Raw genomic sequence first — 24,688 nt, 5'->3', positions numbered from 1 at the left:
CGCGCCCCGGCCCGGTCAGGGCCGACTCCCCGGGTGCCGGACCGCCGGGTCAGACCGCGGTGGCCGGGTACGTCGGGTACTCCACGCCCGAGACGTGCTGGACGACCCGGACGACCTGGCAGGAGTAGCCGAACTCGTTGTCGTACCAGAGGTAGAGGATCGCGTTGTCGCCGTCGACCTTCAGCGCGCCGGCGTCCACGATCGAGGCGTGGCGCGAGCCGATGAAGTCGCTGGAGACCGCGTCGGGCGCCGTGGTGAAGTCGATCTGGCGCTTCAGCGGCGAGGTCAGCGACACCTCGCGGAGGTAGTCGTGCACCTCCTCGCGGGTGGCCTCGCGGGCCAGCTGGAGGTTGAGGATCGCGATCGAGACGTCCGGCACCGGGACGCGGATCGAGCTGCCGCTGATCTTCGCCTTGAGGTCGGGCAGCGCCTTGGCGACGGCGGACGCGGCACCGGTCTCGGTGATGACCATGTTGAGCGGCGCGGAGCGGCCCCGGCGCTCGGACTTGTGGTAGTTGTCCAGCAGGTTCTGGTCGTTGGTGAACGAGTGGACCGTCTCCACGTGGCCGCGCAGCACGCCGTACTCGTCGTCCATCGCCTTCAGCGGCGGCACGATCGCGTTGGTGGTGCAGGAGGCGCAGGACAGGATCTGCTCGTCCGGCTTGATGGTGTCGTGGTTGACGCCGTGCACGATGTTCGGGACGTCGCCCTTGCCCGGCGCGGTCAGCACGACCTTCTCGATGCCGGGGCGCAGGTGGCCGGAGAGGCCCTCGCGGTCACGCCACTTGCCGGTGTTGTCGATGAGGATGGCGTCCCGGATGCCGTACTCGGTGTAGTCCACGTGCGACGGGTCGTCGGCGTAGATCACCTTGATCTCGTTGCCGTTGGCGACGATCGTGCTGCTGTCCTCGTCCACGGTGATCGTGCCCTGGAACTGGCCGTGGATGGAGTCGCGGCGCAGCAGCGAGGCGCGCTTGACGATGTCCTGGGCGCCGCCGCCGCGGACGACGATGGCCCGCAGCCGCAGGCCGTTGCCGGAGCCGGCCTTCTCGATCAGCAGGCGGGCGACGAGGCGGCCGATGCGGCCGAAGCCGTAGAGCACGACGTCGCGCGGCTCGCGGCGCTCGATCTTGTCGTCCCCCGTGGCGCCGGCGACGGCCTCGGCGGTGAACTCGGCCACGCTCAGACCGCGCTCGTCGGCCGCGTACAGGGTGGCCAGCATGCCGAGGTCGATCTGGGACGGCCCGAGGTCCAGGGCGGTCAGGGCCTGGAGGAACGGCATGGTCTCGGTGACCGACAGCTCGGCCCCGGCGATCTGCCGGGCGAAGCGGTGGGTCTTGAGGATGCTGACCACCGACTTGTTCACCAGGGAGCGGCTGTGCAGCAGGACGGTGACGTCCCGCTCGCGGTGCAGCTTCCCGATGAGCGGGATCATCGACTCCGCGATCTCCTCGCGGATCTTCCAGTTGGTGAACGAGTCGTCGTTGACAGTCACGGATCCATCTTTCGAGCTAGGCAGCGCTCATATGATAACCACATTGATTTTGTGGGCCGGAGTCGGCCCCGGCCCCCTCCGACGGCGCACCCGCCGGCCGCCGGAAGTGGATACCGGCCCCGCCCGGTGACATGATCGGACGAGGTCCGACGGGGGAGACGCTGGGGAAGACACTGTCGATGAGGCTGCACACCCACGAGTGGGGCACCGGCGACCGGATCGCCGTCCTGGTGCACGGGATCATGTCCGACCACCGCACCTGGCACCGCGTGGCCCCCGTCCTCGCTGCCGAGGGGTACCGGGTCATCGGGGTGGACCTGCGCGGACACGGCCGCAGCGGCCGGGGCGAGTACACCCCGCAGACCTGGGCCGACGACCTCGTCGAGAGCCTGCCGCAGCGGCCGGAGCTGGCGATCGCCCACTCGCTCGGGGCCCTGGCACTGGCCGGGGCGGCCGAACGGCTGGCGCCCGCCCGCGCCGTCTACTGCGACCCGGCCTGGGACATGCGCGAGAAACTGGTCGAGGTGTCCCCGTACTTCGCCGTCTTCAAGACCGCGCCCCGCACGATGATCCGCAGCCTCAACCCGCGCTGGGACGACGTCGACGTGGACGTCGAGATGGCCACGCTCACCGACTGGGACCCGGAGACGGCCCGCGTGCTGCCGGGCATCTACGCGGTCGGCCGGACACCGGCCCGCCCGGTGGTGCCCTCCCTGGTGGTGCTGGCCGGCGCCGGCGAACTCGTACGGCCCGGGCTGGGAGAGGAGCTGAAGCGCCGGGGCTTCGAGGTCCGCACGGTCGAAGGGGCCGGGCACAGCGTCTACCGGGACGACTTCGACGGCTTCATGGGCGCGCTCGACGGCTGGATCGGAGCGGACGCGCCGCCGTGCCCGCCCGGCACCGGCCCGCGGTGCGAAGCCCGCGATACGGGGTAGACGGGGGACGCCCAAGGAAAGGACCGTCTCATGACGACGTACGTGATCAGCGTCCCCGGCACCTTCACCACCGGGATCGAGGCCGACACCCGGACCCGGCTGGTACGGGCGCTGCGGCCCGCCGATCCGCACGGCACCCGCATGGGCAGCGCCGAAGACCTGGACGTGCTCAAGGTCAACGAGGACGACACCTTCACCCTCCGTCTGACCGTCGACGCGGACACGGGACCGCACGCGGAGGAGGAGGCGCGCCGGCTCGCGGACGCCGCGCTCCGGGACGCGGGACTGGACGAGGGGAGCGCACCGCTCGGCCCCGCGGTGATCACCGGCATCGACTCCGAGGTCCGCTGACGACGGGGCGCGATCATCCGGTTTGGGTAAAATCGAGGCGTTTGCCGAACATGCAGGCGACAGGCCCTACGGGAGCCACCGTCCCGCCGGAAGTGATCGATGCCCCGCAAGCGCCACACGGACGAAGGCGACGAGCTGCTGGCCCGGCTCGGCTCGCTCACCGCCCAGGCACGCCGACGCGCGGAACTCCAGCGCACCCAGGTCGAGCTGGCCGTGGCCCTGCAGCGGGGCATGCTCCCGCGGGACCTGCCCGCCGCCCCCGGCCTGCACCTGGCGGTCCGGTACACCCCGGCCAACCTCGGCCTCAACGTGGGCGGCGACTGGTACGACGCCTTCACCATGCCGGACGGCCGGATCGGGCTGTCCATCGGCGACGTCCAGGGCCACAACATCGAGGCGGCCGCCTTCATGGGCCAGGTCCGGGCCGGACTGCGGGCCCTCGCCTCCGTCACCGGCGCCCCGGGGGAGCTGCTGGCCCGCACCAACGACCTGCTGCTCTCCCTGGGCGGCGACCTCTTCGCCACCTGCACCTTCATGCGGCTCGACCCCGCCACCGGGGTGCTGGAGAGCGCCCGGGCCGGCCACATCCCCTTCGTGTGGGCCACGCCGGACGGCAGGTCCGGCGTCGTCGACGACGCGGGGGGCCCGCCGCTCGGCATCCAGCAGGGCGTCGCGTTCCCGGTGACCCGGCACCGGCTCACCACCGGCGGGGTCTTCGTCCTGCTCACCGACGGCGTGGTGGAGGGGCCGTCGCTGCACATCGAGGACGGTCTGGACCAGGTGGTACGGCTCGCGGGCATCGCCGCGGTGGCCGGACTGGCGAGCCACGCGCTCGCGGCGGCCGTGATCAAGGGCGCGGAGAGCATCGGCCACGACGACGACGCGGCCGTACTGGTCATCGGCCTCGACGACCCGTGCGCCCGGCCCTGAAGCGCCTCGTGTCCCGCGCGCCGTACGCCCCCACCGCGGAGCGGCACCGCGTCGTACGGTCCGTGCGGCGTCCGGTGCCGCCCGCACGCCGCCGACCGGGGCCGGGAATTCAGCCATAGGGCCGGACGGGAGCCTGCTTCGCCTCGCCGTGCCGTGGGCCCCGGTGTGAGATGGCTCGTGTGGTGGGTGACGAGGAGCTGCGCCGGCCGGGCGGGTACGCCGTCCAGGTCCTGGCCGTGGCCGCCTGCTACGGGGCGGCGGCCCGGCTCGGACTTGTCCGCCAGCTGACCGTCGACGGAGCCGTGGTCACCCCGCTCTGGCCCGCCACCGGCGTCGCCTTGGCCGCCCTGCTGGTCCTCGGACTGCGCTGCTGGCCCGGCGTCGCGCTCGGCGCCTTCCTCTCCGTACTGTCCCTCACCGTCCCCGACGTCTGGGTGCTCGGCCTCCTCGTCGGCAACACCGCCGCACCCCTGTGCGCGGCCCTGCTGCTGCGCCGGGCCGGCTTCCGCACCGACCTGGGCCGGCTGCGCGACGGACTCGCCCTGGTGTTCCTGGCCGCGCTGGCGGCCATGCTGATCAGCGCGACCATCGGTGTCGGCCTCCTCGTCCTCACCGGCAGCCTGGCCGCCCGGAGCTTCTGGCCCGTCTGGCTGGCCTGGTGGGTGGGCGACGCGATGGGCGTCCTGATCGTCACCCCGCTGCTGCTGAGGCTGCACCGCGTGCGCCGGGCGCCGCCGCTGGGCCGCTGGAAGGAGGCGACCGCGCTCGCCGCCGCCACCTGCCTGCTCGTACCGCTGGCCGCCTACAGCACGCTCAGCCTGCTCTTCCTCGTCTACCCGCTGATCATCTGGGCGGCCCTGCGGTTCCAGCTGGTGGGCAGCGTGCTCGTCGCACTGGTCACCTCCGTGGCGGCCACGGTCGCCGCCACGGACGGCGTCGGGGCGTTCGCGGCGCTGAGCCGGACCGAGGTCATGATGAAGCTCCAGGCGTTCAACGGCGCCATGGCGCTGACCGCGCTGCTGCTGTCGGCCGTGATCACGGAGCAGGTCAACACCCGGCGTTCGGTGGAGCGGGCGTGCCAGGAACTGGTCGAGGTCCTGGAACACCTCACCGCGGGCGAGGCCCCGCCGCCCCGGGCCCCCAGGGACACCGGCGGCGCCGACGAGGGGCCGCGGCCGACCGGAGCGCCGTGAGCCGACCCGGCGGGGTCAGCGGTGCGGCCCGTCCGACGGCCCCTCATCCCCTTCTTCCGGTCCGCCTGGCCCCCCGGAGCCCCCCGGCCCGGCGGGCGGGCGGCCGTCGCGGCCCCCCACGATGCCCGGAGGGGCGTCCACGGCGGCCAGCGCCTCGGCGGCGCGGCGGCGCCGGGCCGGTAACGGGTGGCCGCCCGGCTCGGCGGCGCGCCCGCCGCCGGGGGCACGGCACCCGCACGCGGCCGGCCCGGCCGCCGGCCTGTTCTCGTCCTGCCGGTCCCGGTCGTCGTCGTGATCGCTCATGCGGCGCCGGGTACCCGGACCGGGCCCGCCGCCAACGCGCCTCCCGGCGTGTCGGCCGGCGCGCCGGGGGCACTGGGAGACGATGGGCGGACCCGCGGTGGCGCGGGGCCGGACCGGGAGGGACGGGGCGCGATGGAACAGCGGCCGCTGACCGGCCGGACGGCCGAGGACACGACGGGGAAGACGGCCGTGCCGGACGACCCCGGACGGCGGCCGGCCGCGGACGACGCGCGCCGCCGCATCCCGCGCACCGACGCGCTGCTGCGCGACCCCCGGCTGTCCGCCGCCGCGGACCGGCTCGGCGTGTCCCGGGTGAAGGCCGCGGTGCGGCAGGCGCAGGAACGGGCCCGCGCGGGCGGCATCACGCCGGAGCAGGTCCCGCGGACGGCCCTGGACCTGCTGCCCGGCACGGCGAGCGGCCTGCGCCCGGTGATCAACGCCACCGGGGTGCTGCTGCACACCAATCTCGGCCGGGCCCCGCTGTCCGCCACCGCCCGGCAGGCGGTGCACGAGGCGGCCGGGCCCACGGACGTCGAACTCGACCTGACGAGCGGTGTACGGGCCCGCAGGGGGCGCTCGGCGCTCGCCGCGCTGCACGAGCGCGTGCCGGCCGCCGGCGCGGCGCACGTGGTGAACAACGGCGCCGCCGCGCTCGTCCTGGCCGCCACCGCCCTCGCGGCCGGCCGGGAGATCGTCGTCAGCCGCGGCGAGATGGTGGAGATCGGCGACGGCTTCCGGCTGCCCGACCTGCTCGTCTCCACCGGCGCGCGCCTGCGCGAGGTCGGCACGACCAACCGCACGACCGCCGCCGACTACGCCGGGGCGATCGGCCCCGACACCGGATTCGTGCTGAAGGTCCACCCGTCCAACTTCCGCATCACCGGTTTCACCCGGGCCGCCGACGTCGCCGAGCTCGCCGGACTCGGCGTCCCGGTGGTCGCCGACATCGGCTCGGGGCTGCTCGCCCCGCACCCCGGACTGCCCGAGGAGCCCGACGCCGGCACCCAGCTCCGCGCGGGCGCCGCGCTCGTCACCGCGAGCGGCGACAAACTGCTCGGCGGACCCCAGTGCGGACTCCTGCTGGGCCGCCAGGACCTGGTCCGGACCCTGGCCCGGCACCCGCTCGCCCGCGCCCTGCGCGTCGACAAACTCACCCTCGCCGCGCTGGAGGCCACCCTCACCGGCCCGCCCACCCCCACCGCCCTCGCTCTCACCGCGGACCCCGCCCGGCTCGGGGAGCGGGCCGGACGGCTCGCGGCCGCGCTGGCCGCCGACGGGATCGACGTACGGGCCGTCACCTGTGCGGCCACGGTCGGCGGCGGGGGAGCGCCCGGGGTCACCCTGCCCAGCGCGGGCCTGTCCCTGCCCGAGCCGTACGCCGCCGCCCTGCGCACCGGCAGCGTCCCCGTGGTCGGCCGCCTGGAGGCGGGGCGCTGCCTGCTGGACCTGAGAGCGGTGCCGCCGGAGGACGACGGGCGGCTGGCGCGGGCCGTGCGGTCCGCGGCGGCCGGGCAGGCCGGCCCGGCGGCGGGCGGCGCGGCGGAAGGGCGGCCGTGATGCGCGTGCTCGCCACCGCCGGCCACGTCGACCACGGCAAGTCCGCCCTGGTCCGCGCCCTCACCGGCATGGAACCCGACCGCTACGAGGAGGAGCGCCGCCGGGGCCTCACCCTCGACCTGGGCTTCGTGTGGACGCGGCCCGGCCCCGGCGGGGAGCCCCTCGCCTTCGTGGACGTACCGGGGCACGAGCGGTTCGTCGCGACCATGCTGGCCGGGGTCGGGCCCGTGCCCGCGGTGCTGTTCGTGGTCGCCGCCGACCAGGGCTGGCAGCCCCAGTCGGAGGAGCACCTGGCCGTCCTCGACGCGCTCGGCGTCCGGCACGCCGTCCTCGCGGTGACCCGCAGCGACCTCGCGGACCCCGGGCCCGTACGCGCCGACGCCGTCGAGCGCCTCGCCGCGACCTCCCTGGGCAAGGTGGCGTCGGTCGCCGTCAGCGCGGTCACCGGCGCGGGTCTGGACGAGCTGCGCGCCGAACTGGACCGGCTCGCCGAGCGGTTGCCCGCCGCCGACCCCGGCGCCGACGTCCGCCTGTGGCTCGACCGGGCCTTCACCGTCCGCGGTCACGGCACCGTGGTGACCGGCACGCTGGGCGCGGGCACCCTGCGCGTCGGCGACCGGCTCGTCACCGGCGACGGCGCGGCCGTACTGCGGGTGCGCGGGCTGCAGAGCCTGCACGAGGATCGCGAGTCCGTCGCCGGAGTGGCCCGCGTGGCCGTGAACGTGCACGGCCGGGGCGAGGGCACTCTGCGCCGCGGCCAGGTGCTGCTGACCCCGGACCGCTGGCTGACCGGTGAGGTGATCGACGCACGCGTCGCCGGAGAGCCCGCGGCCGACCTGCCCCGTGCCGTCACCCTGCACATCGGCACCGCCGCGGTCCCGGTGGCCGTCCGCCCGCTCGGCGCGGACACCGCGCGGCTCACCCTCGGCCGGGGGCTGCCGCTGCGCGTCGGCGACCGCGCCGTGCTGCGCGAGCCGGGCGGCGGCCGGACGCCGTGCGCGGTCACCGTCCTCGACGTGCGGCCGCCCCGGCTGGCCCGGCGCGGCGCCGGCCGGGCCCGCGCGGCCGAACTCGCGGACATGACGGGCCGTCCGGACGCCGCCGCCGAACTGCGCAGGCGCCGCCTGGTCCGGCGCGCCGACCTCCTCGCCATGGGCGTCGTGCCGCCCGCCGCACCCGGCTCCGAGGACGCGGACGAGCGCGGCCCCGTCGGGCCCGTCGCCGGGGACTGGCTGGCCGACGCGGCGTACTGGGAGACCCTGAAGGACCGGCTGGCCGCCGAGGCCGGCCGGTACGCCCGCGCCCACCCGCTGGAGCCCGGCCTGCCCACCGAGGCGGCCCGGCGGCTGCTGGGGCTGCCGGACCGTGCCCTGGTCGACGCGCTGGCCGCGGCGCAGCCCCGGCTCCGGGCCCGCCGCGGCCGCCTGCACCCGGCGGACGCAGAGCGGCCCGCGCTGCCCGCACCGGTCCGCGCGGCCGTGGACGCCCTGCGCCGCGACCTCGCCCGCGCCCCCTTCCGCGCCCCGGAGGCCGGGCGGCTCACCGAACTCGGCCTCGACCGGCGGGCGTTGGCGGCCGCGGCGAACGCCGGAGCGCTGCTCCGGATCGCCGACGGGATCGTGCTGGCGCCCGGCGCGGACACCGAGGCCGCCGCCGTCCTGCGCGCACTGCCCCAGCCGTTCACCCTCGGCGAGGCGCGCCGTGCCCTGGACACCACCCGCCGGGTGGCCGTGCCGCTGCTGGAGTTCCTGGACGCCCGGGGGCACACGGAGCGCGTCGACGACCAGCGCCGGCGCTGCCGCACGAAGGCGGGGGACGGAGGCGGACGGGAATCGAACCCGCCTGCCCGAGATCCTCGGGCACCTCGGTTTTGAAGACCGGGAGGGCCACCAGGCACCCACACGCCTCCACCGCTCGCCAGGCTACTGCTCCGGGAGACCAGGATCATGACATCGACACCGGCACGTCAGGACACCGTACGGCTGACGCAGTTCGCCCACGGCGGCGGCTGCGCCTGCAAGATCCCGCCCGGCGAACTGGAGGAGGTGGTCGCCGGGCTCACCGCGCCGCCCCTGGCCGGCGGCGACACCCCGCTGCTCGTCGGCCTCGCCACCGGCGACGACGCGGCCGTGGTCACGCACCGGGGGACCGCGGTCGTGTGCACGGCCGACTTCTTCACCCCGGTCGTGGACGACGCCTACGACTGGGGCCGGATCGCCGCGGCCAACGCGCTGTCCGACGTGTACGCGATGGGCGGCCGGCCCGTGCTCGCCGTCAACCTGCTCGCCTGGCCGCGCGACCGGCTCCCGTTCGACCTCGCCCGCGAGGTGCTGCGCGGCGGACTGGACGTGGCCACGGAGGCGGGCTGCCACGTCGGCGGCGGGCACAGCGTCGACGACCCGGAGCCCAAGTACGGCATGGCCGTCACCGGCCTCGCCGATCCCGAGCGGCTGCTGCGCAACGACGCGGGCCGGCCCGGGCTGCCGCTGTCCCTGACCAAGCCCCTGGGCGTCGGGGTCCTCAACAACCGCCACAAGGCCACCGGGGAGCGGTTCGCGCACGCCGTCGCCACGATGGCGGCGCTCAACCGGGAGGCGTCCGAGGCCGCGCTGGCCGCCGGGGCCGCGTGCGCCACCGACGTCACCGGGTTCGGCCTCCTCGGCCACCTGCACAAGCTCGCCCGCGCCTCCTGGGTGACCGCCGTGGTCGACACCGCCGCTGTGCCCTATCTGGAGGGCGCCCGGGAAGCCGTGCGCGACGGCTACGTCAGCGGCGGCACGAGGCGCAACCTGGAATGGGTGGCGCCGTACACCGACTTCGGGGACACCGACGAGGAGACCCGGCTGCTGCTCGCCGACGCGCAGACCTCCGGCGGCCTGCTCGTCGCGGGCGAGGTGCCCGGGGCGCCGGTCGTCGGGGAACTCGTGCCGCGCGGACCGCACTCCCTCGTGCTCAGGTAGCCCGCCCGCCGCTCCACGCCGGGACACCGGCCGCGCGAGGCCGGGCCCCGGCGGGCCCCGGGACACCGGGACACCGGACGGGACCGGTCACGGCTCCGTCCCGGTGTGCTCGTCGATGCCCGCCCGCACCCGGTACGCCCGCACCAGCGCCGTGGCCGCCGGACCGCGCGGGCGCCGCCCCGGCCGGATGTCGACGGTGAACGCCTTCGCCTCCTGGATGTGCGTGTTCGGGTCCAGGGAGAGGTGCAGCAGCTCGTTGGCCGCGTCCCCGGTGCTGTAGCCGTTCGGGCCCCAGTGGTAGGGCAGCCCCACCTGGTGCAGCCGGCGTCCCCGCACGGTCAGCGGCGCCATCCGGTCGGTGACCAGGACCCGCGCCTCGATCACGCCCCGGGCGCTGACGATCGTCGCCCACCCGGTGTGCGCGAGGTCCCGCTCGGCGGCCAGCTCCGGGGACACCTCGCAGAAGAATTCCGGTTGCAGCTCGGCCAGGTACGGCAGCCAGCGGGACATCCCGCCCGCCGTGTGGTGCTCGGTGAGCCGGTAGGTGGTGGCCACGTAGGGGAACACCTCCGCGCCCGGCTCACCGCCGCTCGGCTGGTAGCGATTGTCGGGGAGCGAGCGCATCACCTGGCGCACGGGGTTGCGCTGCTGGTCGTACAGCAGGTTCGGGAACGGCGACTCCTGCGGCTCGTAGTGCGCGGGCAGCGGCCCGTCGGTCAGTCCGGACGGCACGTACAGCCAGGCCTTGCCGTCGGCCTGCATGATGAAGGCGTCCGTGCCGGACAGGGCCTCGGCGGCCTTCGCGCCGGGCGGCGGCCGGTGGTGCGGCGACTTGTCGCCGGCGAAGTCGGGGATGTCGTGGCCCACCCACTTGGCCTCGTCCTCGTCCCACCACACCAGCGCCTTGCGCTCGCTCCACGGCTTGCCGTCCGGGTCGGCGGAGGCGCGATTGTACAGGATGCGGCGGTTGGCCGGCCACGCCCAGGCCCACTCGTTCGCCACCCAGTTCTGCTCCCGGCCCGGTTTGCGGCGCGCGGCCTGGTTGACGCCGTCGGCGTAGACCCCGCAGTAGATCCAGCAGCCGCAGGCCGTCGAGCCGTCCGCGTTCAGCTGCTCGTAGGACGCCAGCGGACCGCCCTCGGCGTCGTAGCCGTTGATCTCCGCGAGGACCGCCTCCGCGTCGGGCTCCGCCCGGGGGCCCTCCGTCGGGTAGTCCCAGGTGAGATCGAGCAGCGGGCGGTCCGCCTCGTCGGCCGAGCCGGCCAGCTTGCGCCGGATGATCCGGCCCAGGTGGAAGGCGAACCACAGGTCGCTGCGCGCCTCACCGGGCGGCTCCACCGCCTGGTGGTGCCACTGGAGCAGCCGCTGGGTGTTGGTGAAGCTGCCGTCCTTCTCGGTGTGCGCGGCGGCCGGCAGGAAGAACACCTCGGTGCCGATGTCTTCGGTGCGCAGCTCCCCGGTCTCGATCTCGGGGCCGTCCTTCCACCAGGTCGCCGACTCGATCAGGGAGAAGTCCCGGACGACCATCCAGTCCAGGTTGGCCATGCCGAGCCGCATCAGCTTGGCGTTGGCGTTGCCGACCGCGGGGTTCTCACCGACCAGGAAGTAGCCCTTGCAGACGCCGTCGAGCTGGGCCATCGTCGTCTCGTACGTCGAGTGGGAGCCCGTCAGCCGCGGCAGGTAGTCGAAGCAGAAGTCGTTCTCCGGCGTCGCCGCCGCGCCCCAGTAGGCCTTCAGCAGGCTCACCATGTAGGCCCGCATGTTGCCCCAGTAGCCCTTCTGCGCCGCCTCGCCCCGGACGTAGTCGTCCAGGTCCTCCTGCTGGTGCGCGTGCGGCATCGGCAGGTATCCCGGCAGCAGGTTGAACAGGGTCGGGATGTCCGTGGAGCCCTGGATGGAGGAGTGCCCGCGCAGGGCCAGGATGCCCCCGCCGGGACGGCCGATGTTGCCGAGCAGGGTCTGCAGCACGGCGGCGGCGCGGATGTACTGGACGCCGACGGTGTGCTGCGTCCAGCCGACCGCGTAGGCGAAGGCGGTCGTCCGCTCCCGGCCCGAGTTCTCCGTCACCAGTTCGCAGACCTGGCGGAACAGGTCCCGCGGCACCCCGCAGACCTGCTCGACCATCTCCGGGGTGTAGCGGGCGTAGTGCCGCTTCAGCACCTGGAAGACGCACCGGGGATGGGTGAGGGTGTCGTCCCGCTCCGGCTCGCCCTTGCCGAGGGCCGGGCCGCCGGAGCCGTGCGCCTCGCCGCGCGCCGCCTCGGAGACCGAACTGCCGCCCCGGGTGCGCCTGTCGTACGCCTGGTCGCGCTGGCCGGAGGCGGCCTGCACCTCGGAGCCCTCGTACTGCCAGGTGGTGTTGTCGTAGGAGCGGCTGCCGGCGTCGAACCCGGAGAAGAGGCCCGCGAGGTCCTCGGTGTCCCGGAAGTCCTCCCGCAGGATCATCGGCGCGTTGCTGTAGGCCACGATGTAGTCGCGGAAGTACTTCTCCTCGCCCAGCACGTGGTTGATGATCCCGCCGAGGAAGGCGATGTCCGTGCCCGCGCGCAGCGGCACGTGCACGTCGGCGAGCGCGCTGGTACGGGTGAACCGCGGGTCGACGTGGATCACCTTCGCGCCCCGCGCCTTGGCCTCCATCACCCACTGGAACCCGACCGGATGGCACTCGGCCATGTTCGAGCCCTCGATGACGATGCAGTCCGCGTTCTGCAGGTCCTGCTGGAAGGTGGTCGCGCCGCCGCGTCCGAACGAGGTTCCCAGACTGGGAACGGTGGAGGAGTGTCAAACGCGCGCCTGGTTCTCGATCTGGATCGCCCCGAGCGCGGTGAACAGCTTCTTGAGGAGGTAGTTCTCCTCGTTGTCGAGCGTCGCTCCGCCGAGGCTCGCGATGCCGAGGGTGCGCCGGGTGCGGGTGCCGTCGACCTCCCACTGCCAGCCCGCGCGCCGGGCCGCGATCACCCGGTCGGCGATCATGTCCATCGCCGTGTCGAGGTCGAGGCGTTCCCAGTCGGTGCCGTGCGGACGCCGGTAGAGGACCTGCCGCACGCGGGCGTCACCGGTGGTGAGCTGGAGGCTGGCCGCGCCCTTCGGGCAGAGCCGGCCCCGGGAGACGGGGGAGTCCGGGTCGCCCTCGATCTGGACGACCTTCTCGTCCTGGACGTACACGTTCTGGCCGCAGCCGACCGCGCAGTACGGGCAGACCGACTTCACCACCCGGTCGGCGGTGGCCACGCGGGGACCGAGCCGCTTGCTCGGCCCGCTCTTGGCGGCGGCCCCCCTGCCCAGCGGGTCGGAGCCCGTGAGCTGCCGGTAGACCGGCCAGGAGTCGATCCAGGTGCGTACGCCCACGGTCCTCACTCCTCCCGTTCGGTTCCCCGGCGGTCCGCCGGTCGTCCACCCGCCCGGTCCCGCGCCCGGTCCGACGGCGGGCCCTGCGGGGTTCGCGGGCGCGGGCTGGCCGGCGCCGCCCTCCAGGCCCGTGCCACCTCGGCGCCGAGCCCTTCCCGTTCCTCCTCGGACACAGTCTTCCGCAGCCGGTCGAAGACGGCATCCTCGAACGCCACGTGCTTGCGCAGCTGGTCCGTGAGCCGCTCCGCCACCTCGTCGAACTCCCCGCTGTCCGGTGCCGCGCGCACCAGCCGGGCGAGCGTGCGGGCGGCCTCGTCCTCCTGCCGGAGCGCCTGGTCCGCGAGCCGGTCGCCGTCGGCCAGGGCCTCCCGCACGACCGGCCACAGGTACTGCTGCTCGGCCGGTTCGTGGCTCGCCAGCGCCTGCGCGATCAGGCCGGCCAGCGACTCCCGGCGCGCCACCTGGGCCGCCGAGCCGCCCTCGGCCGGGCCCGGAACCGCCTTCAGCTGTTTGACCAGGGACGTCACCCGGTCGTGGTCGCGCGTCAGCAGGCCGGTGAGTTCGCGGACGTCCTCGGGGGCGCGTTCGCCCTCGGGGAGCGCGTCACGGGACCGGGCGGCCTGCCGCAGCGGATCGTCCCGGCCGGCCCGCTCCCGCAGCCAGTCGCGGACCGTCTCCTTGCCCGTGGGGTTGACGGCCGGCGGGTTCGACAGGTGCTGGGTGGACTCCTCCCGCATGCCCGGCCGGCGCCGTTCCTCGGCGCTGAGCGCGCCGCCCCCGTCGGCGGGCCGCCCGGTCGCGATGAGGAACGCCTGCCCCGCGGGCACGCCGAGCCGCCGCCCGGCCTGTGCGTAGTCGAGCCCGGCGGCGAGCAGCCGCAGCACCTCGCTCCTGCTGGGCATGCGGCCTCGCCTCCCGCGTCCGTGCTGCCGGGTGCGGCCGGGGTACCCCCGGCCCCGGCCCCGAAACGCCGGCCTCCCGCGACGGCTCCCGGGGCGCGGCGGGGCGGGCCGGCGGACCGCCCGATTCGCGCCAAGTCCGGCGGAACGCGAACTTCTCCGCCGTCGTTCGCATCACAACCTGTGAGCGAGGGGACTCACGAAGCCCATCGGACGGAAGGGAAGAAAGCTCACCATGACCCATCAGGAGCAGACCCGCACGACCGCCACCGCCGCGGCTCCCCGGACCGGCCGGCGCCGGCGCGTACTGCGCGCCACGCTCGCCGTGACCACCGCGGCCGGACTGGGCATGGCCGGCGCCGGCGCGGCCGGCGCCGCGTCCGCGACGCCCACCTGTTCCGTGTCCGGCCTGAGCGCCTCGTTCGGCCGGACGCTGGCCGGCGGCATGAACCACCAGGGCGTGGTGGTGAAGCTCAAGAACACCGGGGCGCGCACCTGCCTGCTGCGGGGCTTCCCGGGCCTCGGCCTGGAGAACGGCGCGCACCGGACGCTCCGTTCCACCACCCACTGGGGCGACACCTGGTACGCCCAGAGTCCGGCCAAGACCACCCTCACCCTGCGCAAGGGCCGCAGCGCCGAGGCGGTCATAGCGTGGACGCACGCCAATACCGGTACCTCCGGCGCCGTCCGCGCGTCCTATCTCCGGGTCACCCCGCCGGCCGCCACCGGTCACAAGACGCTGCGGTTCCCGCAGTGGGTCGACCACGGCGACCTGAACGTCACCGCGTTGGCGTACCGCGTCGACGTCACCCCGTGAGCACGGCCAGGGCCTGACGCCGCGGCCCGCCCCTTCCGAGGCGGCCGCGGGCGGGCCGCGGGGGCGGGCCGTCAGCCGGGGGAGCGGTCCGCCTCCTCGTCCGGCACCCGGCGCAGACGTCGCCGGGCCGGCAGCCGAGCGTGCGGCAGATCGCGTCGAGGTGGTGAACCGCACGGCCTTCGCGCGCCCGTTCTTCAGGACGGCGGCGCTGGCGGGGGTGATGCCGACGGCGTCGGCGAACTCGCCGACCGACAGCCCGCTCCGCGCGAGCAGCAGGTCCAGGTCGTCGACGACGGCCGGCAGATCACCCCGGCGATCCCGGTCCGCGACTCCGTCGCCTTGCGGAGCAGACCGGGCAGCACGAGGACCGGCAGGACGAAGGCCGCGCAGGCGACCGCGGCGCCCAGCGCGCCGACGACCTCCACCCCGTCGTCGGGGGAGGGGACGGCGGCCACGCCCAGGTGCCCGGCGACGCCGAGCGCGAGGAGGGTCCCATCGAAGTTCAATCGGTGCCGGCGGGCTGGCCGGCTCCGCGGTCCGTCAGGCGCTCCCGCTGCGGGAGGACCGTGTACCTGGGGTCCTCCGCCGAGGCCACACCGGCGTGGAAGACCCCGAAGCGCAGGGCCGCCGAGCCGGTGAGGAGGGCTGCCCCCGCCACCACCCCCGCCGCCGTCGACACGTGCCGGTCCCGCAGCCGGCCGGAGAGCGCGGCCAGCGCCGCTCCGCCCGCCCCCAGCGCCTCGGAGGCGCGCAGCAGCCGGTGCGCCCTGCCCTGCTCGAAGGGCTCGGCGAGCAGGCCCATGCGCTTCTTCATCGCCTGGAAGGCGCCCAGTTCGAGGGCCGCGCCGAGCACGGCCAGCCGGCGGGCCGGGCCGGCCTGCCCGGTGGGCGCCGCGACCAGCGCCAGACCGGAGGCGGCGGTGGCCGCGGAACCGGCGAAGACGTACGGCAGTTCCCGGTAGCCCTCGTGCCACGACGGCACCGCGGTGTCCGCGATCAGCACGGCCGTGTAGGTGGCCACGGCCGGACCGAGGACGGCGGCGCCCACCGTGGCCGCCGAGCCGGCCGCGCGGCAGCGGCCCGTCAGGTCGGTGGCCGCGGCGGCCAGCGCCAGCGGCGCGTACCCGCTCAGCAGCCACGAGCCCACGCTCATCGGCGAGGTCGGCTTGAAGACCCGGAGCATGTTCAGGAACCGGCCGGGCCGCCCCAGGTCGTGCACGAGCGCCACCAGCGACAGCGAGATGCCACCGGCCGCCGCCAGCTTCGCCGGCCGGGCCAGGGCGGGCCGTCCGGTGAGCCCGGCCCCGGCCGCCAGCAGCGAGGACGCGCCGGCCAGACCGCCCAGGTAGAGGTACCCGGCGATGTCGAGGGGCCGCCACGTCGGCTTGTTCAGGATGGGCTTGCCGTAGTACGACGAGAACTCCGCGTCCGGCACCATCGGCTGCTCGCCCCGGCCGCGCCGCCGCCGGCGGCGCCCGGCGTGCGCGCCCGTCACGGCCTCCCGGTCGGGCCGCGCGTGCTCCACGCCGTCCCGTGTGACGTCGGATCCGCTCATCGCGTCCTCCCGGCGAAGCTGCCGAAGGCGAGCGCGGCCAGCGAGACGGCGGCCAGCGCGGCGTGCCGCCACATGTCGGGCAGGTCCCTGGTGGTGACCACCGGGTCCGGCGGCAGGCCGTAGACCTCCGGCTCGTCCAGCAGCAGGAAGAACGCCCCGTCGCCGCCCACCCCGTCGTCGGGGCTCTCGCCGTACAGGCGCGCGTCGGTCACTCCGGACGCGTGCAATCGGGCGACCCGCGTGCGGGCACGTTCCCGCAGTTCCTCCAGCGGGCCGAACTGGATGGAGTCCGTCGGGCAGGACTTGGCGCACGCGGGTTCCATGCCGACGCCCAGCCGGTCGTAGCAGAGCGTGCACTTCCACGCCCGGCCGTCGTCCTCGCGCTGGTCGATGACGCCGTACGGGCAGGCCGGCACGCAGTAGCCGCAGCCGTTGCAGACGTCCTCCTGGACGACGACCGTGCCGAACTCCGTGCGGAACAGCGCGCCCGTGGGGCACACGTCCAGGCAGGCCGCGTGCGTGCAGTGCTTGCACACGTCGGAGGCCATCAGCCAGCGCAGCTCGGTGCGGCCGTCGGGGGAGATCGGGGAGATCTCCCCCGCGGGGGCGCCCGGGGGTGCCTGGTGCGGCGGGGGAGCGGTGGCGCCCGGACCGGGCGGGGCGGCGTCCGTGCCGAGCCGGGAAGCGGCCGCGAACACGTCGACGTCCTCGTGGTCGTCACGGTCGTCACGATCGTCAGGGCCGCCGTGCGCGACCCCGGGCTCCTGCCCGCCGAAGGGTTTGCGCTGCTCGATGAAGGCCACGTGCCGCCAGGTGTCGGCGCCGAGGCCCTGGGTGTTGTCGTAGGACATGCCGGTGAGTTCGAGGCCGTCCTCGGGGACCGCGTTCCACTCCTTGCAGGCCACCTCGCACGCCTTGCAGCCGATGCACACGGAGGTGTCGGTGAAGAAACCCATCCGCGGCGGGGCGTCCGGATAGCCGGCCGCCCCCGCCACGTCCGGCTGCGGTCCGTACAGGAGGTTCCGGTGGCCCTCAGCGCCGTCGCCCATGCCGTGCCTCCTCGCTCGTGACTCCTCCGCCCGCGGCGGCCCGCACCGCCGGGCCGCCACCGGTGTCCGCCCGGGACGGCCCCCGCACGGCCCGGCGGGGAAGGCGGGCAGGCGGTCGCGATCCCGCCCGGTGCCTCCCTTCGAGCGTGGCACGGGTGCCCGGACTCCGCTCGCCCGGACCGGACCGGTCACGGCCCCCGGCGGCCGTTCGCCGGAACCGGCGCGGGGCTGTTCGCGCCCCCCCGTCCGCCGCGACCGCCCCCGCGCCACGATCCCGGCGCGGCGGACCCTGCCCAGGGTGCGGGCCGAACCCCTCCGTATACCCCGCTGGCGCCCCTGTACCACCTCGCGCACCCGACGGCCCCGAGACCGCCGAAGCTCGGCCGATCGCTTTGTCCCCGGCCCCGGAACTGGGTTACCCTGCGACGTATTTTTCTCATCATGCACTTCCGTGAACTGCGGAAATGCACACACCAGTCGCCGGGGCAGGCCGCGTGCCCGGCAATGGTTCCGAGTCCTTCGCACGAGGGCTCTTGGGGAGCGGAACGAGGGTGCGCATGGCCGGCAAGGCGACCGGGACGACCGAGGCGGTCCCGGGTGACCACGAACTGAGAAGACTGCTCGCGGGACTCACCGCGGTGCGCGACGGGGACTTCGGCACCAGGCTGCCGGACGACTCCAGCGGACTCATGGGCGACATCGCCACCGTCTTCAACGGCATGGTCGACCAGTTGTCCGTGTTCACCTCCGAGGTCACGCGGGTGGCCCGCGAGGTGGGTACGGAAGGCACCCTGGGGGGCCAGGCGCAGGTGCCCGGCGTCTCCGGCACCTGGGCCGACCTGACCGACTCCGTCAACGCCATGGCGGGCAACCTCACCACCCAGGTGCGCGACATCGCGCAGGTCGCCACCGCCGTGGCCAAGGGCGACCTGTCCCAGAAGATCGACGTCCCCGCGCGCGGCGAGATCCTCCAGCTGAAGGAGACCGTCAACACGATGGTCGACCAGCTGTCGGCCTTCGCGGACGAGGTGACCCGGGTCGCGCGCGAGGTCGGCACGGAGGGCCGCCTGGGGGGTCAGGCGCAGGTGCCCGGTGTCGCCGGTGTCTGGCGGGACCTGACGGACTCGGTCAACTTCATGGCCGGGAACCTGACGGCGCAGGTGCGCAACGTCGCCCAGGTGACGACCGCGGTGGCGCAGGGCGATCTGTCGCAGAAGATCACGGTGGACGCGCGGGGCGAGATCCTGGAGCTGAAGTCGACCATCAACACGATGGTGGACCAGCTCTCGGCGTTCGCGGACGAGGTGACCCGGGTGGCCCGCGAGGTGGGCACCGAGGGGCGGCTCGGCGGCCAGGCGGACGTCAAGGGCGTCAAGGGCACCTGGCGGGACCTGACGGACTCGGTCAACTTCATGGCCGGGAACCTGACGGCACAGGTGCGCAACGTCGCCCAGGTGGCCACCGCGGTGGCGCAGGGCGATCTGTCGCAGAAGATCACGGTGGACGCGCGGGGCGAGATCCTGGAGCTGAAGTCGACCATCAACACGATGGTGGACCAGCTCTCGGGCTTCGCGGACGAGGTGACCCGGGTGGCCCGCGAGGTGGGCACCGAGGGCCGGCTCGGCGGCCAGGCACAGGTGCGCGGCGTGGCCGGCACCTGGAAGGACCTCACCGACAACGTCAACGTCATGGCGTCCAACCTCACCGGCCAGGTCCGCTCCATCGCCCAGGTCGCCACCGCCGTCGCCAAGGGCGACCTCTCCCAGAAGATCACCGTCGAGGCCAAGGGCGAGGTCGCCGCCCTCGCCGACGTGATCAACACCATGGTGGACACCCTGTCGGCGTTCGCCGACGAGGTCACCCGCGTGGCCCGCGAGGTGGGCACCGAGGGCCGGCTCGGCGGCCAGGCGCACGTGCCCAACGTGGCCGGCACCTGGAAGGACCTCACCGACAACGTCAACTCCATGGCGAACAACCTCACCGGCCAGGTGCGCAACATCGCGCTGGTGACCACCGCCGTGGCCAAGGGCGACCTGTCGAAGAAGATCGACGTCGACGCGCGCGGCGAGATCCTCGAACTGAAGACGACCATCAACACGATGGTCGACCAGCTCTCCGCCTTCGCCGACGAGGTCACCCGGGTGGCCCGCGAGGTGGGCACCGAGGGCCGGCTCGGCGGCCAGGCCGAGGTCGAGGGCGTCTCCGGCACCTGGAAGCGCCTCACCGAGAACGTCAACGAACTCGCCGGGAACCTCACCCGGCAGGTCCGCGCCATCGCCGACGTGGCCAGCGCCGTCGCCGAGGGCGACCTGACCCGGTCCATCACCGTCGACGCCTCCGGCGAGGTCGCCGACCTCAAGGACAACATCAACTCCATGGTGGAGTCCCTGCGCGAGACCACGCAGGCCAACCAGGAGCAGGACTGGCTCAAGACCAACCTGGCGCGGATCTCCGGGCTCATGCAGGGCCACCGCGACCTGCCCGTCGTCGCCGAGCTCATCATGGACGAGCTGGTGCCGCAGGTGTCCGCCCAGTACGGCGCCTTCTACCTCGCCGAGGAGGGCGCGTCCGGGCCCGAGCTGCGGCTCGTGGGCTCCTACGGCCGGCCCGAGGAGGACCCCCGGCCCGCCCGCATCCCGTTCGGCCGCTCCCTGGTCGGCCAGGCCGCGCGCAGCCGCCGCACCATCGCGGTGGACGAGCTGCCGCCCGGCTACGTCACCATCTCCTCCGGACTCGGCCAGGTCGAGCCGACCGCGCTGCTGCTGCTCCCGATCGTCTTCGAGGAGCAGGTCCTCGGCGTCATCGAACTGGCCTCGGTCACCCGGTTCACCCAGATCCACCGGGACTTCCTGCAGCAGCTCGTGGACACCATCGGCGTCAACGTCAACACCATCGTGGCCAACGCGCGCACCGACGAACTGCTCCAGGAGTCGCAGCGCCTGACCAGTGAACTCCAGTCCCGTTCGGCCGAGTTGCAGGCCCGGCAGGAGGAACTCCAGCAGTCCAACGCGGAGCTGGAGGACAAGGCGTCGCTGCTGGCCGACCAGAACCGGGACATCGAGGCCAAGAACCTCCAGATCGAGCAGGCCCGGCAGGAACTGGAGGCGCGCGCCCAGCAGTTGTCGCTCGCCTCGAAGTACAAGTCCGAGTTCCTCGCCAACATGAGCCACGAGCTGCGCACCCCGCTCAACAGCCTGCTCATCCTCGCCCAGCTACTGGCCCAGAACCCGTCCCGCAACCTCACCCCGAAGCAGGTCGAGTACGCGGGCATCATCCACTCGGCCGGCTCGGACCTGCTCCAGCTCATCAACGACATCCTGGACCTGTCCAAGGTCGAGGCCGGCAAGATGGACGTCACCCCGGAACGGGTCCCGCTGCGGCAGCTCATCGAGTACGTCGAGGCCACCTTCCGGCCGATGACCTCGCAGAAGAGCCTGGAGTTCACCGTCGCCACGGCGCCCGGCGCCCCCGCCGACCTGCTCACCGACGACTCCCGGCTCCGGCAGATCCTGCGCAACCTGCTCTCCAACGCCGTGAAGTTCACCGAGCAGGGCGGCGTCGAACTGCGCGTCGAACCCGCCGCCGACGGGGACGTGCCCGCAGGCGTCGTCCGCGGCGGCGCGGTCGTCGCGTTCCGGGTCAAGGACACCGGCATCGGCATCCCGGAGCAGCAGCTGGAGACCATCTTCGGCGCGTTCCAGCAGGCGGACGGCACCACCAGCCGCAAGTACGGCGGCACCGGGCTCGGCCTGTCCATCACCCGCGAGATCGCCCACCTGCTCGGCGGCGCCGTCACCGTGGACAGCACGCCCGGCAAGGGCAGCACCTTCACCCTCTACCTGCCGGTGGCCCGGCCGGACTTCGAGGAGCACGTGCGCGGCGGCCGGCCCGCCCCCAAGGCCGAACGGGAGATCACCGACGGCACGCCCGGCCGGAACCTGCCCCCGGAGCTGCCCCCGGCCACGGCGCGGCGGGAACGCCCGCGCCGCCTGCTCGTCGTGGAGGAGCGTCCGCGCGGGCTGCTGACCCTGGTCGCCGAGAGCGTGGTCCGGGACCTGGAGCACGCGCGCGCCGACGGCGGCGGCACCCCCGTCGACATCATCACCGCGGTCGGCGCCCAGGAGGCGGCCGGCGCCCTCGCCGCCGAACCCTGCCACTGCGTCGTGGTGGAACTCGGCATGCCCGACGGGGAGTCCGCCCGCTTCCTCGAGGCCCTGCGCGGCGACTCGGCGCTGACGAGCGTGCCGGTGCTGGTGCACGGCTCGCAGCGCACCGAGCCGGTCGCCGAGGCCCCGGCGGTCGGCTCGCCCGAGTACCTGTACAGCCTGGACGAGCTGCGCGAGCGGATCGCCCTGCACCTGGCGGCGGAGGAGCCCGGTGAGGTGCTCACCCTGGTCCGCGGGGACGAACTCCCGCGCACCGCGCCGCACCTGATCGACGAACACACCCGCGGCCGGACCGTCCTCGTCGTCGACGACGACGCCCGGAACCTGTTCGCGCTCAGCGGCATCCTGGAACTGCACGGCTTCCGGGTCCTGCACGCCGAGAACGGGCGCAAGGGCATCGAGACGCTGGTGAACAACCCGGACGTCGAACTCGTCCTGATGGACGTGATGATGCCCGAGATGGACGGCTACACGGCCACCGCGGAGATCCGCAGGATGCCGCAGTACGCGACCCTGCCGGTCATCGCCGTGACCGCCAAGGCCATGCAGGGCGACCGGGAGAAGAGCATCGCCTCGGGCGCCAGCGACTACGTCACGAAACCGGTGGACACCCATGACCTCATCGCCTGTGTCCGACGCTGGCTCCCCGCATGAGCCCGGCGCGGCGCGTTCGTCCGTCCACCGGCCGAGGAGTCCGGAACAGGTGACCACGCACGAACCGTCCGCCGGCCCGGAGACATCCGCCGGACCGCCCGGGCTGCCCGACGCGCGGGTCGAGGTGGTGCTGCCCGACCCGCCCGCCACCACCCCGGTGGGCCGGCTCGCCGCCACCGTGGAACGGCTGCGCCGTGAGGTGCGGGTGGCGCAGGCCGAGGCGGAGGGCCGGGCCCTGATCGAGCTGGCCAAGGGCATCCTGGTCGAACGGCTCGGCTGCGGCCCCGCCCAGGCCGCCCGCCAGCTCGCCGACCTGACCGAGCAGGCGCAGGTCACGCCGCTGGAACTGGCGGTGGACGTCATCAACCAGGCGGCCCGGGACCGCGTCTCGGAAGTCACCGAGGCGTTCCTGTCCGTCGCCGCGGACCCGGCCGAACCCGTCGAGGACTCCGCGGCCGTCCGGCTGCGGGCCGCCGAGAGCGGTGTCCTGGCCGCGCCCGACACCCAGGCGATGGCCGACTCGCTGCTCGAACACGCCCTGCGCCCCCTCGGCGCGGTCGCCGTGGCGATCTGGGCGGCCGGCCCGGACGGCTCCCTCACCCTCGCGGGCAGCGCCGGCTTCCCCCTCGGCGAGGCCGCCCGCTGGCGGTACGTGCCGCCCGACGTGGCCACCGTGGCCCGGCGCGGGCTGACCCAGCCCGACGGCCAGTGGCTGCCCTCGCTCGCCGAGTCCGGGCTGCCCACGATCGGCCGGCGCGAGTACGCCGACGGCGCGCGGATCGCCGTACCGTCCGGGACGGGCGGCCGGATCCACGGCGTCCTGGAGATCGCCTGGGCCAAGCCGGAGGCCCCGCTGCCCCGGCCCGTGGTCCGGCAGGTGGAGGCCCTCGCCGAGCTGTGCGCGCACACCCTGGAGACCTTCGGCCGGCCGGCCGGCGCGGGCTCCGAGCCCAAGGTGCTGCCCGACGTGGTCGAGCTGATGGACCTGGCCGACGGGCTGCACGACCCGGCGCTCGTCCTGGTGCCGCACCTCGACGCCGCCGGGCAACTGGTCGACTTCCGCATCCAGCACGTCAACAGCCGCTTCCTGGACCCCGCGGGCCGGCCCCGGGCCGTCGTGGGCGGCGCCCTGCTGCTGGAGGCCTACCCGATGGCCGCCGGCACCGGCGAGCTGTTCCAGCGCGTGGAGCGGGTGTACGCCACCGGCGAGCCGTTCCGCGCCCACCGGATGCGGCTGACCGCCCTGGTCGACCAGGTGCCGCTGTCCGCCGTCGCCGACATCAGCGTCAGCCGGCACGGCGGGGCGGTCCTGCTGATCTGGCGCATCGAGGACGAGACCGCGCGCCTCGCCAGCCTGCTCCAGCACGCCCAGCGGCTCGGCCGGATCGGCGGCTTCGAGGAGAACCTGCTCACCAGCGAGATCACCTGGAACGGCCAGCTGTTCGGCCTCTACGGCCGGCCGGCCACCAGCCCCCCGGTCGCCCTCCAGGAGCTGCCGGCGCACGCCCACCCGGACGACGCCGTCGCCCTCGGCCGCTTCCTGCGCACCGTGCTGCACCACCGCAGGCCCGCCTCGGCCGCGTTCCGGCTGCTGCGCCCGGACGGCGTCACCCGGCACATGCGGGTGGTCGCCGAGCCCGTCCTGGACACCGCCGGCCAGCTCTTCGTCGTCCGCGGCGCCTACCAGGACATCTCCGCCCAGCACTGGACCGAGGTCGCCCTGGCCGCCACCCGCGACCAGCTCGCGCACACCGAACAGCAGGCGGTGGAGCGCAACCGGCTCACCCTCCAGCTCCAGCACGCCATCATGCCCCCGACCCAGGCCCCGCTGCGGGTGCCCGGTCTCCAGGTGGCGGTGCGCTACCGGCCGGCCGAGACCGAGCACCTGGTCGGCGGCGACTGGTACGACGCCGTCGTGCTGCCCTCCGGACTCGTCCTGTTCTGCGTCGGTGACGTCGCCGGGCACGGCATAGAGGCGGCGACCAGCATGGTCGTCCTGCGCAACGCGCTGCGCGGCCTCGCGGTCACCGGTGCCGGGCCGGCGCAGTTGCTGTCCTGGCTGAACATCGTCGCCCACCATCTGACCGGTGCCGTCACCGCCACCGCCGTGTGCGGCCTGTACGACGGCGAGCGGCGGATCCTGCGCTGGGCCCGGGCCGGCCACCTGCCGCCGGTGCTGGTGCGGGAGGCCGACGCCACCGCGCTGCCCCCGGTCAAGGGCCTGCTGCTGGGCGCGGTGCCGGAGGCGCGCTACGAGGAGACGGAGACGCAGCTCGCCGCGGGGGACACCCTGCTGATGTACACGGACGGCCTGATCGAGCGCCGGGACCGCTCCGTGGAGGAGTCGCTGTCCCATCTGCTGGACACGGCACGGTCGGCGCCCAGCACGCTGGACCAGCAACTCGACCGGCTGCTCACCTACAGCAGGTCGGACACCGACGACGACACGTGCATCGTCGGCATCAGGGTCGCCTGA

At 74.5% G+C, this 24,688-nt stretch carries 15 protein-coding genes, 1 tRNA gene and 1 pseudogene; 10 read left to right on the top strand and 7 right to left on the bottom strand.

Features of this window, described 5'->3' with window-relative positions:
- Positions 1-49 precede the first annotated feature (49 nt).
- Complete coding sequence (locus tag ACZ4K2_RS04485; RefSeq protein ID WP_467470368.1) at positions 50-1,495, bottom strand: glyceraldehyde-3-phosphate dehydrogenase; 1,446 nt, start codon at positions 1,493-1,495, stop codon at positions 50-52.
- A gap of 179 nt (positions 1,496-1,674) precedes the next feature.
- Between ACZ4K2_RS04485 and ACZ4K2_RS04480 the strand changes: the two genes are divergently transcribed.
- From ACZ4K2_RS04480 to ACZ4K2_RS04455, 6 genes and pseudogenes are all read left to right on the top strand, one after another.
- Positions 1,675-2,430 carry an alpha/beta fold hydrolase gene (locus ACZ4K2_RS04480; protein WP_467470366.1) on the top strand — a complete coding sequence of 252 codons (756 nt, stop codon included), beginning with the start codon at positions 1,675-1,677 and terminating at the stop codon, positions 2,428-2,430.
- Between the two features lie 30 nt (positions 2,431-2,460).
- On the top strand, positions 2,461-2,781 hold the full coding sequence (locus ACZ4K2_RS04475) for a hypothetical protein (RefSeq protein WP_467470364.1): 321 nt from the start codon (positions 2,461-2,463) through the stop codon (positions 2,779-2,781).
- 99 nt (positions 2,782-2,880) lie between these two features.
- The gene (locus ACZ4K2_RS04470) at positions 2,881-3,711 is read left to right on the top strand and encodes a PP2C family protein-serine/threonine phosphatase (RefSeq protein WP_467470362.1); all 831 of its coding nucleotides are present in this window, start codon (positions 2,881-2,883) and stop codon (positions 3,709-3,711) included.
- A gap of 170 nt (positions 3,712-3,881) precedes the next feature.
- Entirely contained in the window at positions 3,882-4,904 is a 1,023-nt protein-coding gene (locus tag ACZ4K2_RS04465) for an MASE1 domain-containing protein (protein WP_467470361.1), read from the top strand.
- Positions 4,905-5,339: 435 nt separating this feature from the next.
- The gene (selA, locus tag ACZ4K2_RS04460) at positions 5,340-6,764 is read left to right on the top strand and encodes an L-seryl-tRNA(Sec) selenium transferase (RefSeq protein WP_467470360.1); all 1,425 of its coding nucleotides are present in this window, start codon (positions 5,340-5,342) and stop codon (positions 6,762-6,764) included.
- Positions 6,764-8,545 (top strand): annotated as a pseudogene (locus tag ACZ4K2_RS04455) (SelB domain-containing protein); the annotation flags it as partial. The gene selA and the pseudogene ACZ4K2_RS04455, both read left to right, overlap by 1 nt.
- Positions 8,546-8,580: 35 nt before the next feature.
- Here ACZ4K2_RS04455 and ACZ4K2_RS04450 read toward each other — a convergent pair.
- Positions 8,581-8,673, bottom strand: a tRNA-Sec gene (locus tag ACZ4K2_RS04450).
- Positions 8,674-8,710: 37 nt separating this feature from the next.
- Here ACZ4K2_RS04450 and selD point away from each other — a divergent pair.
- Complete coding sequence (gene selD, locus ACZ4K2_RS04445) at positions 8,711-9,724, top strand: selenide, water dikinase SelD (protein WP_467470358.1); 1,014 nt, start codon at positions 8,711-8,713, stop codon at positions 9,722-9,724.
- An 87-nt stretch (positions 9,725-9,811) separates the two neighbouring features.
- On the opposite strand, the gene fdh is transcribed toward selD, so the two are convergent.
- On the bottom strand, positions 9,812-13,072 hold the full coding sequence (fdh, locus tag ACZ4K2_RS04440) for a formate dehydrogenase (protein ID WP_467470356.1): 3,261 nt from the start codon (positions 13,070-13,072) through the stop codon (positions 9,812-9,814).
- A 5-nt stretch (positions 13,073-13,077) separates the two neighbouring features.
- Entirely contained in the window at positions 13,078-13,974 is an 897-nt protein-coding gene (locus ACZ4K2_RS04435; protein WP_467470354.1) for a hemerythrin domain-containing protein, read from the bottom strand.
- Positions 13,975-14,206: 232 nt separating this feature from the next.
- Here ACZ4K2_RS04435 and ACZ4K2_RS04430 point away from each other — a divergent pair, with 232 nt between their 5' ends.
- Positions 14,207-14,788, top strand: coding sequence for a DUF4232 domain-containing protein (locus tag ACZ4K2_RS04430; protein WP_467470352.1), 582 nt, complete (start codon positions 14,207-14,209; stop codon positions 14,786-14,788).
- Positions 14,789-14,982: 194 nt separating this feature from the next.
- On the opposite strand, the gene ACZ4K2_RS04425 is transcribed toward ACZ4K2_RS04430, so the two are convergent.
- The 3 genes from ACZ4K2_RS04425 to ACZ4K2_RS04415 are packed head-to-tail and all read right to left on the bottom strand — an operon-like array spanning position 14,983 to position 17,392.
- Positions 14,983-15,294, bottom strand: a complete 312-nt coding sequence (locus ACZ4K2_RS04425; protein WP_467470350.1) for a hypothetical protein — start codon at positions 15,292-15,294, stop codon at positions 14,983-14,985.
- Positions 15,291-16,343, bottom strand: a complete 1,053-nt coding sequence (gene nrfD / locus ACZ4K2_RS04420; RefSeq protein ID WP_467470348.1) for an NrfD/PsrC family molybdoenzyme membrane anchor subunit — start codon at positions 16,341-16,343, stop codon at positions 15,291-15,293. Before nrfD ends, ACZ4K2_RS04425 begins: the two co-directional genes overlap by 4 nt.
- Entirely contained in the window at positions 16,340-17,392 is a 1,053-nt protein-coding gene (locus ACZ4K2_RS04415) for a 4Fe-4S dicluster domain-containing protein (protein ID WP_467470346.1), read from the bottom strand. The genes nrfD and ACZ4K2_RS04415 overlap by 4 nt, the downstream gene beginning before the upstream one ends.
- Positions 17,393-17,949: 557 nt before the next feature.
- Here ACZ4K2_RS04415 and ACZ4K2_RS04410 point away from each other — a divergent pair.
- Together ACZ4K2_RS04410 and ACZ4K2_RS04405 are read left to right on the top strand one after the other, a co-directional pair.
- Positions 17,950-22,212, top strand: a complete 4,263-nt coding sequence (locus ACZ4K2_RS04410) for a HAMP domain-containing protein (protein WP_467470344.1) — start codon at positions 17,950-17,952, stop codon at positions 22,210-22,212.
- Positions 22,172-24,688, top strand: a complete 2,517-nt coding sequence (locus tag ACZ4K2_RS04405; protein WP_467470343.1) for a SpoIIE family protein phosphatase — start codon at positions 22,172-22,174, stop codon at positions 24,686-24,688. Before ACZ4K2_RS04410 ends, ACZ4K2_RS04405 begins: the two co-directional genes overlap by 41 nt.

It is taken from the genome of Streptomyces sp. NPDC025833 (assembly GCF_055558055.1).
The sequence above is the reverse complement of the archived record's forward strand: the minus strand, read 5'-3'. Positions and strand labels throughout refer to the sequence as shown.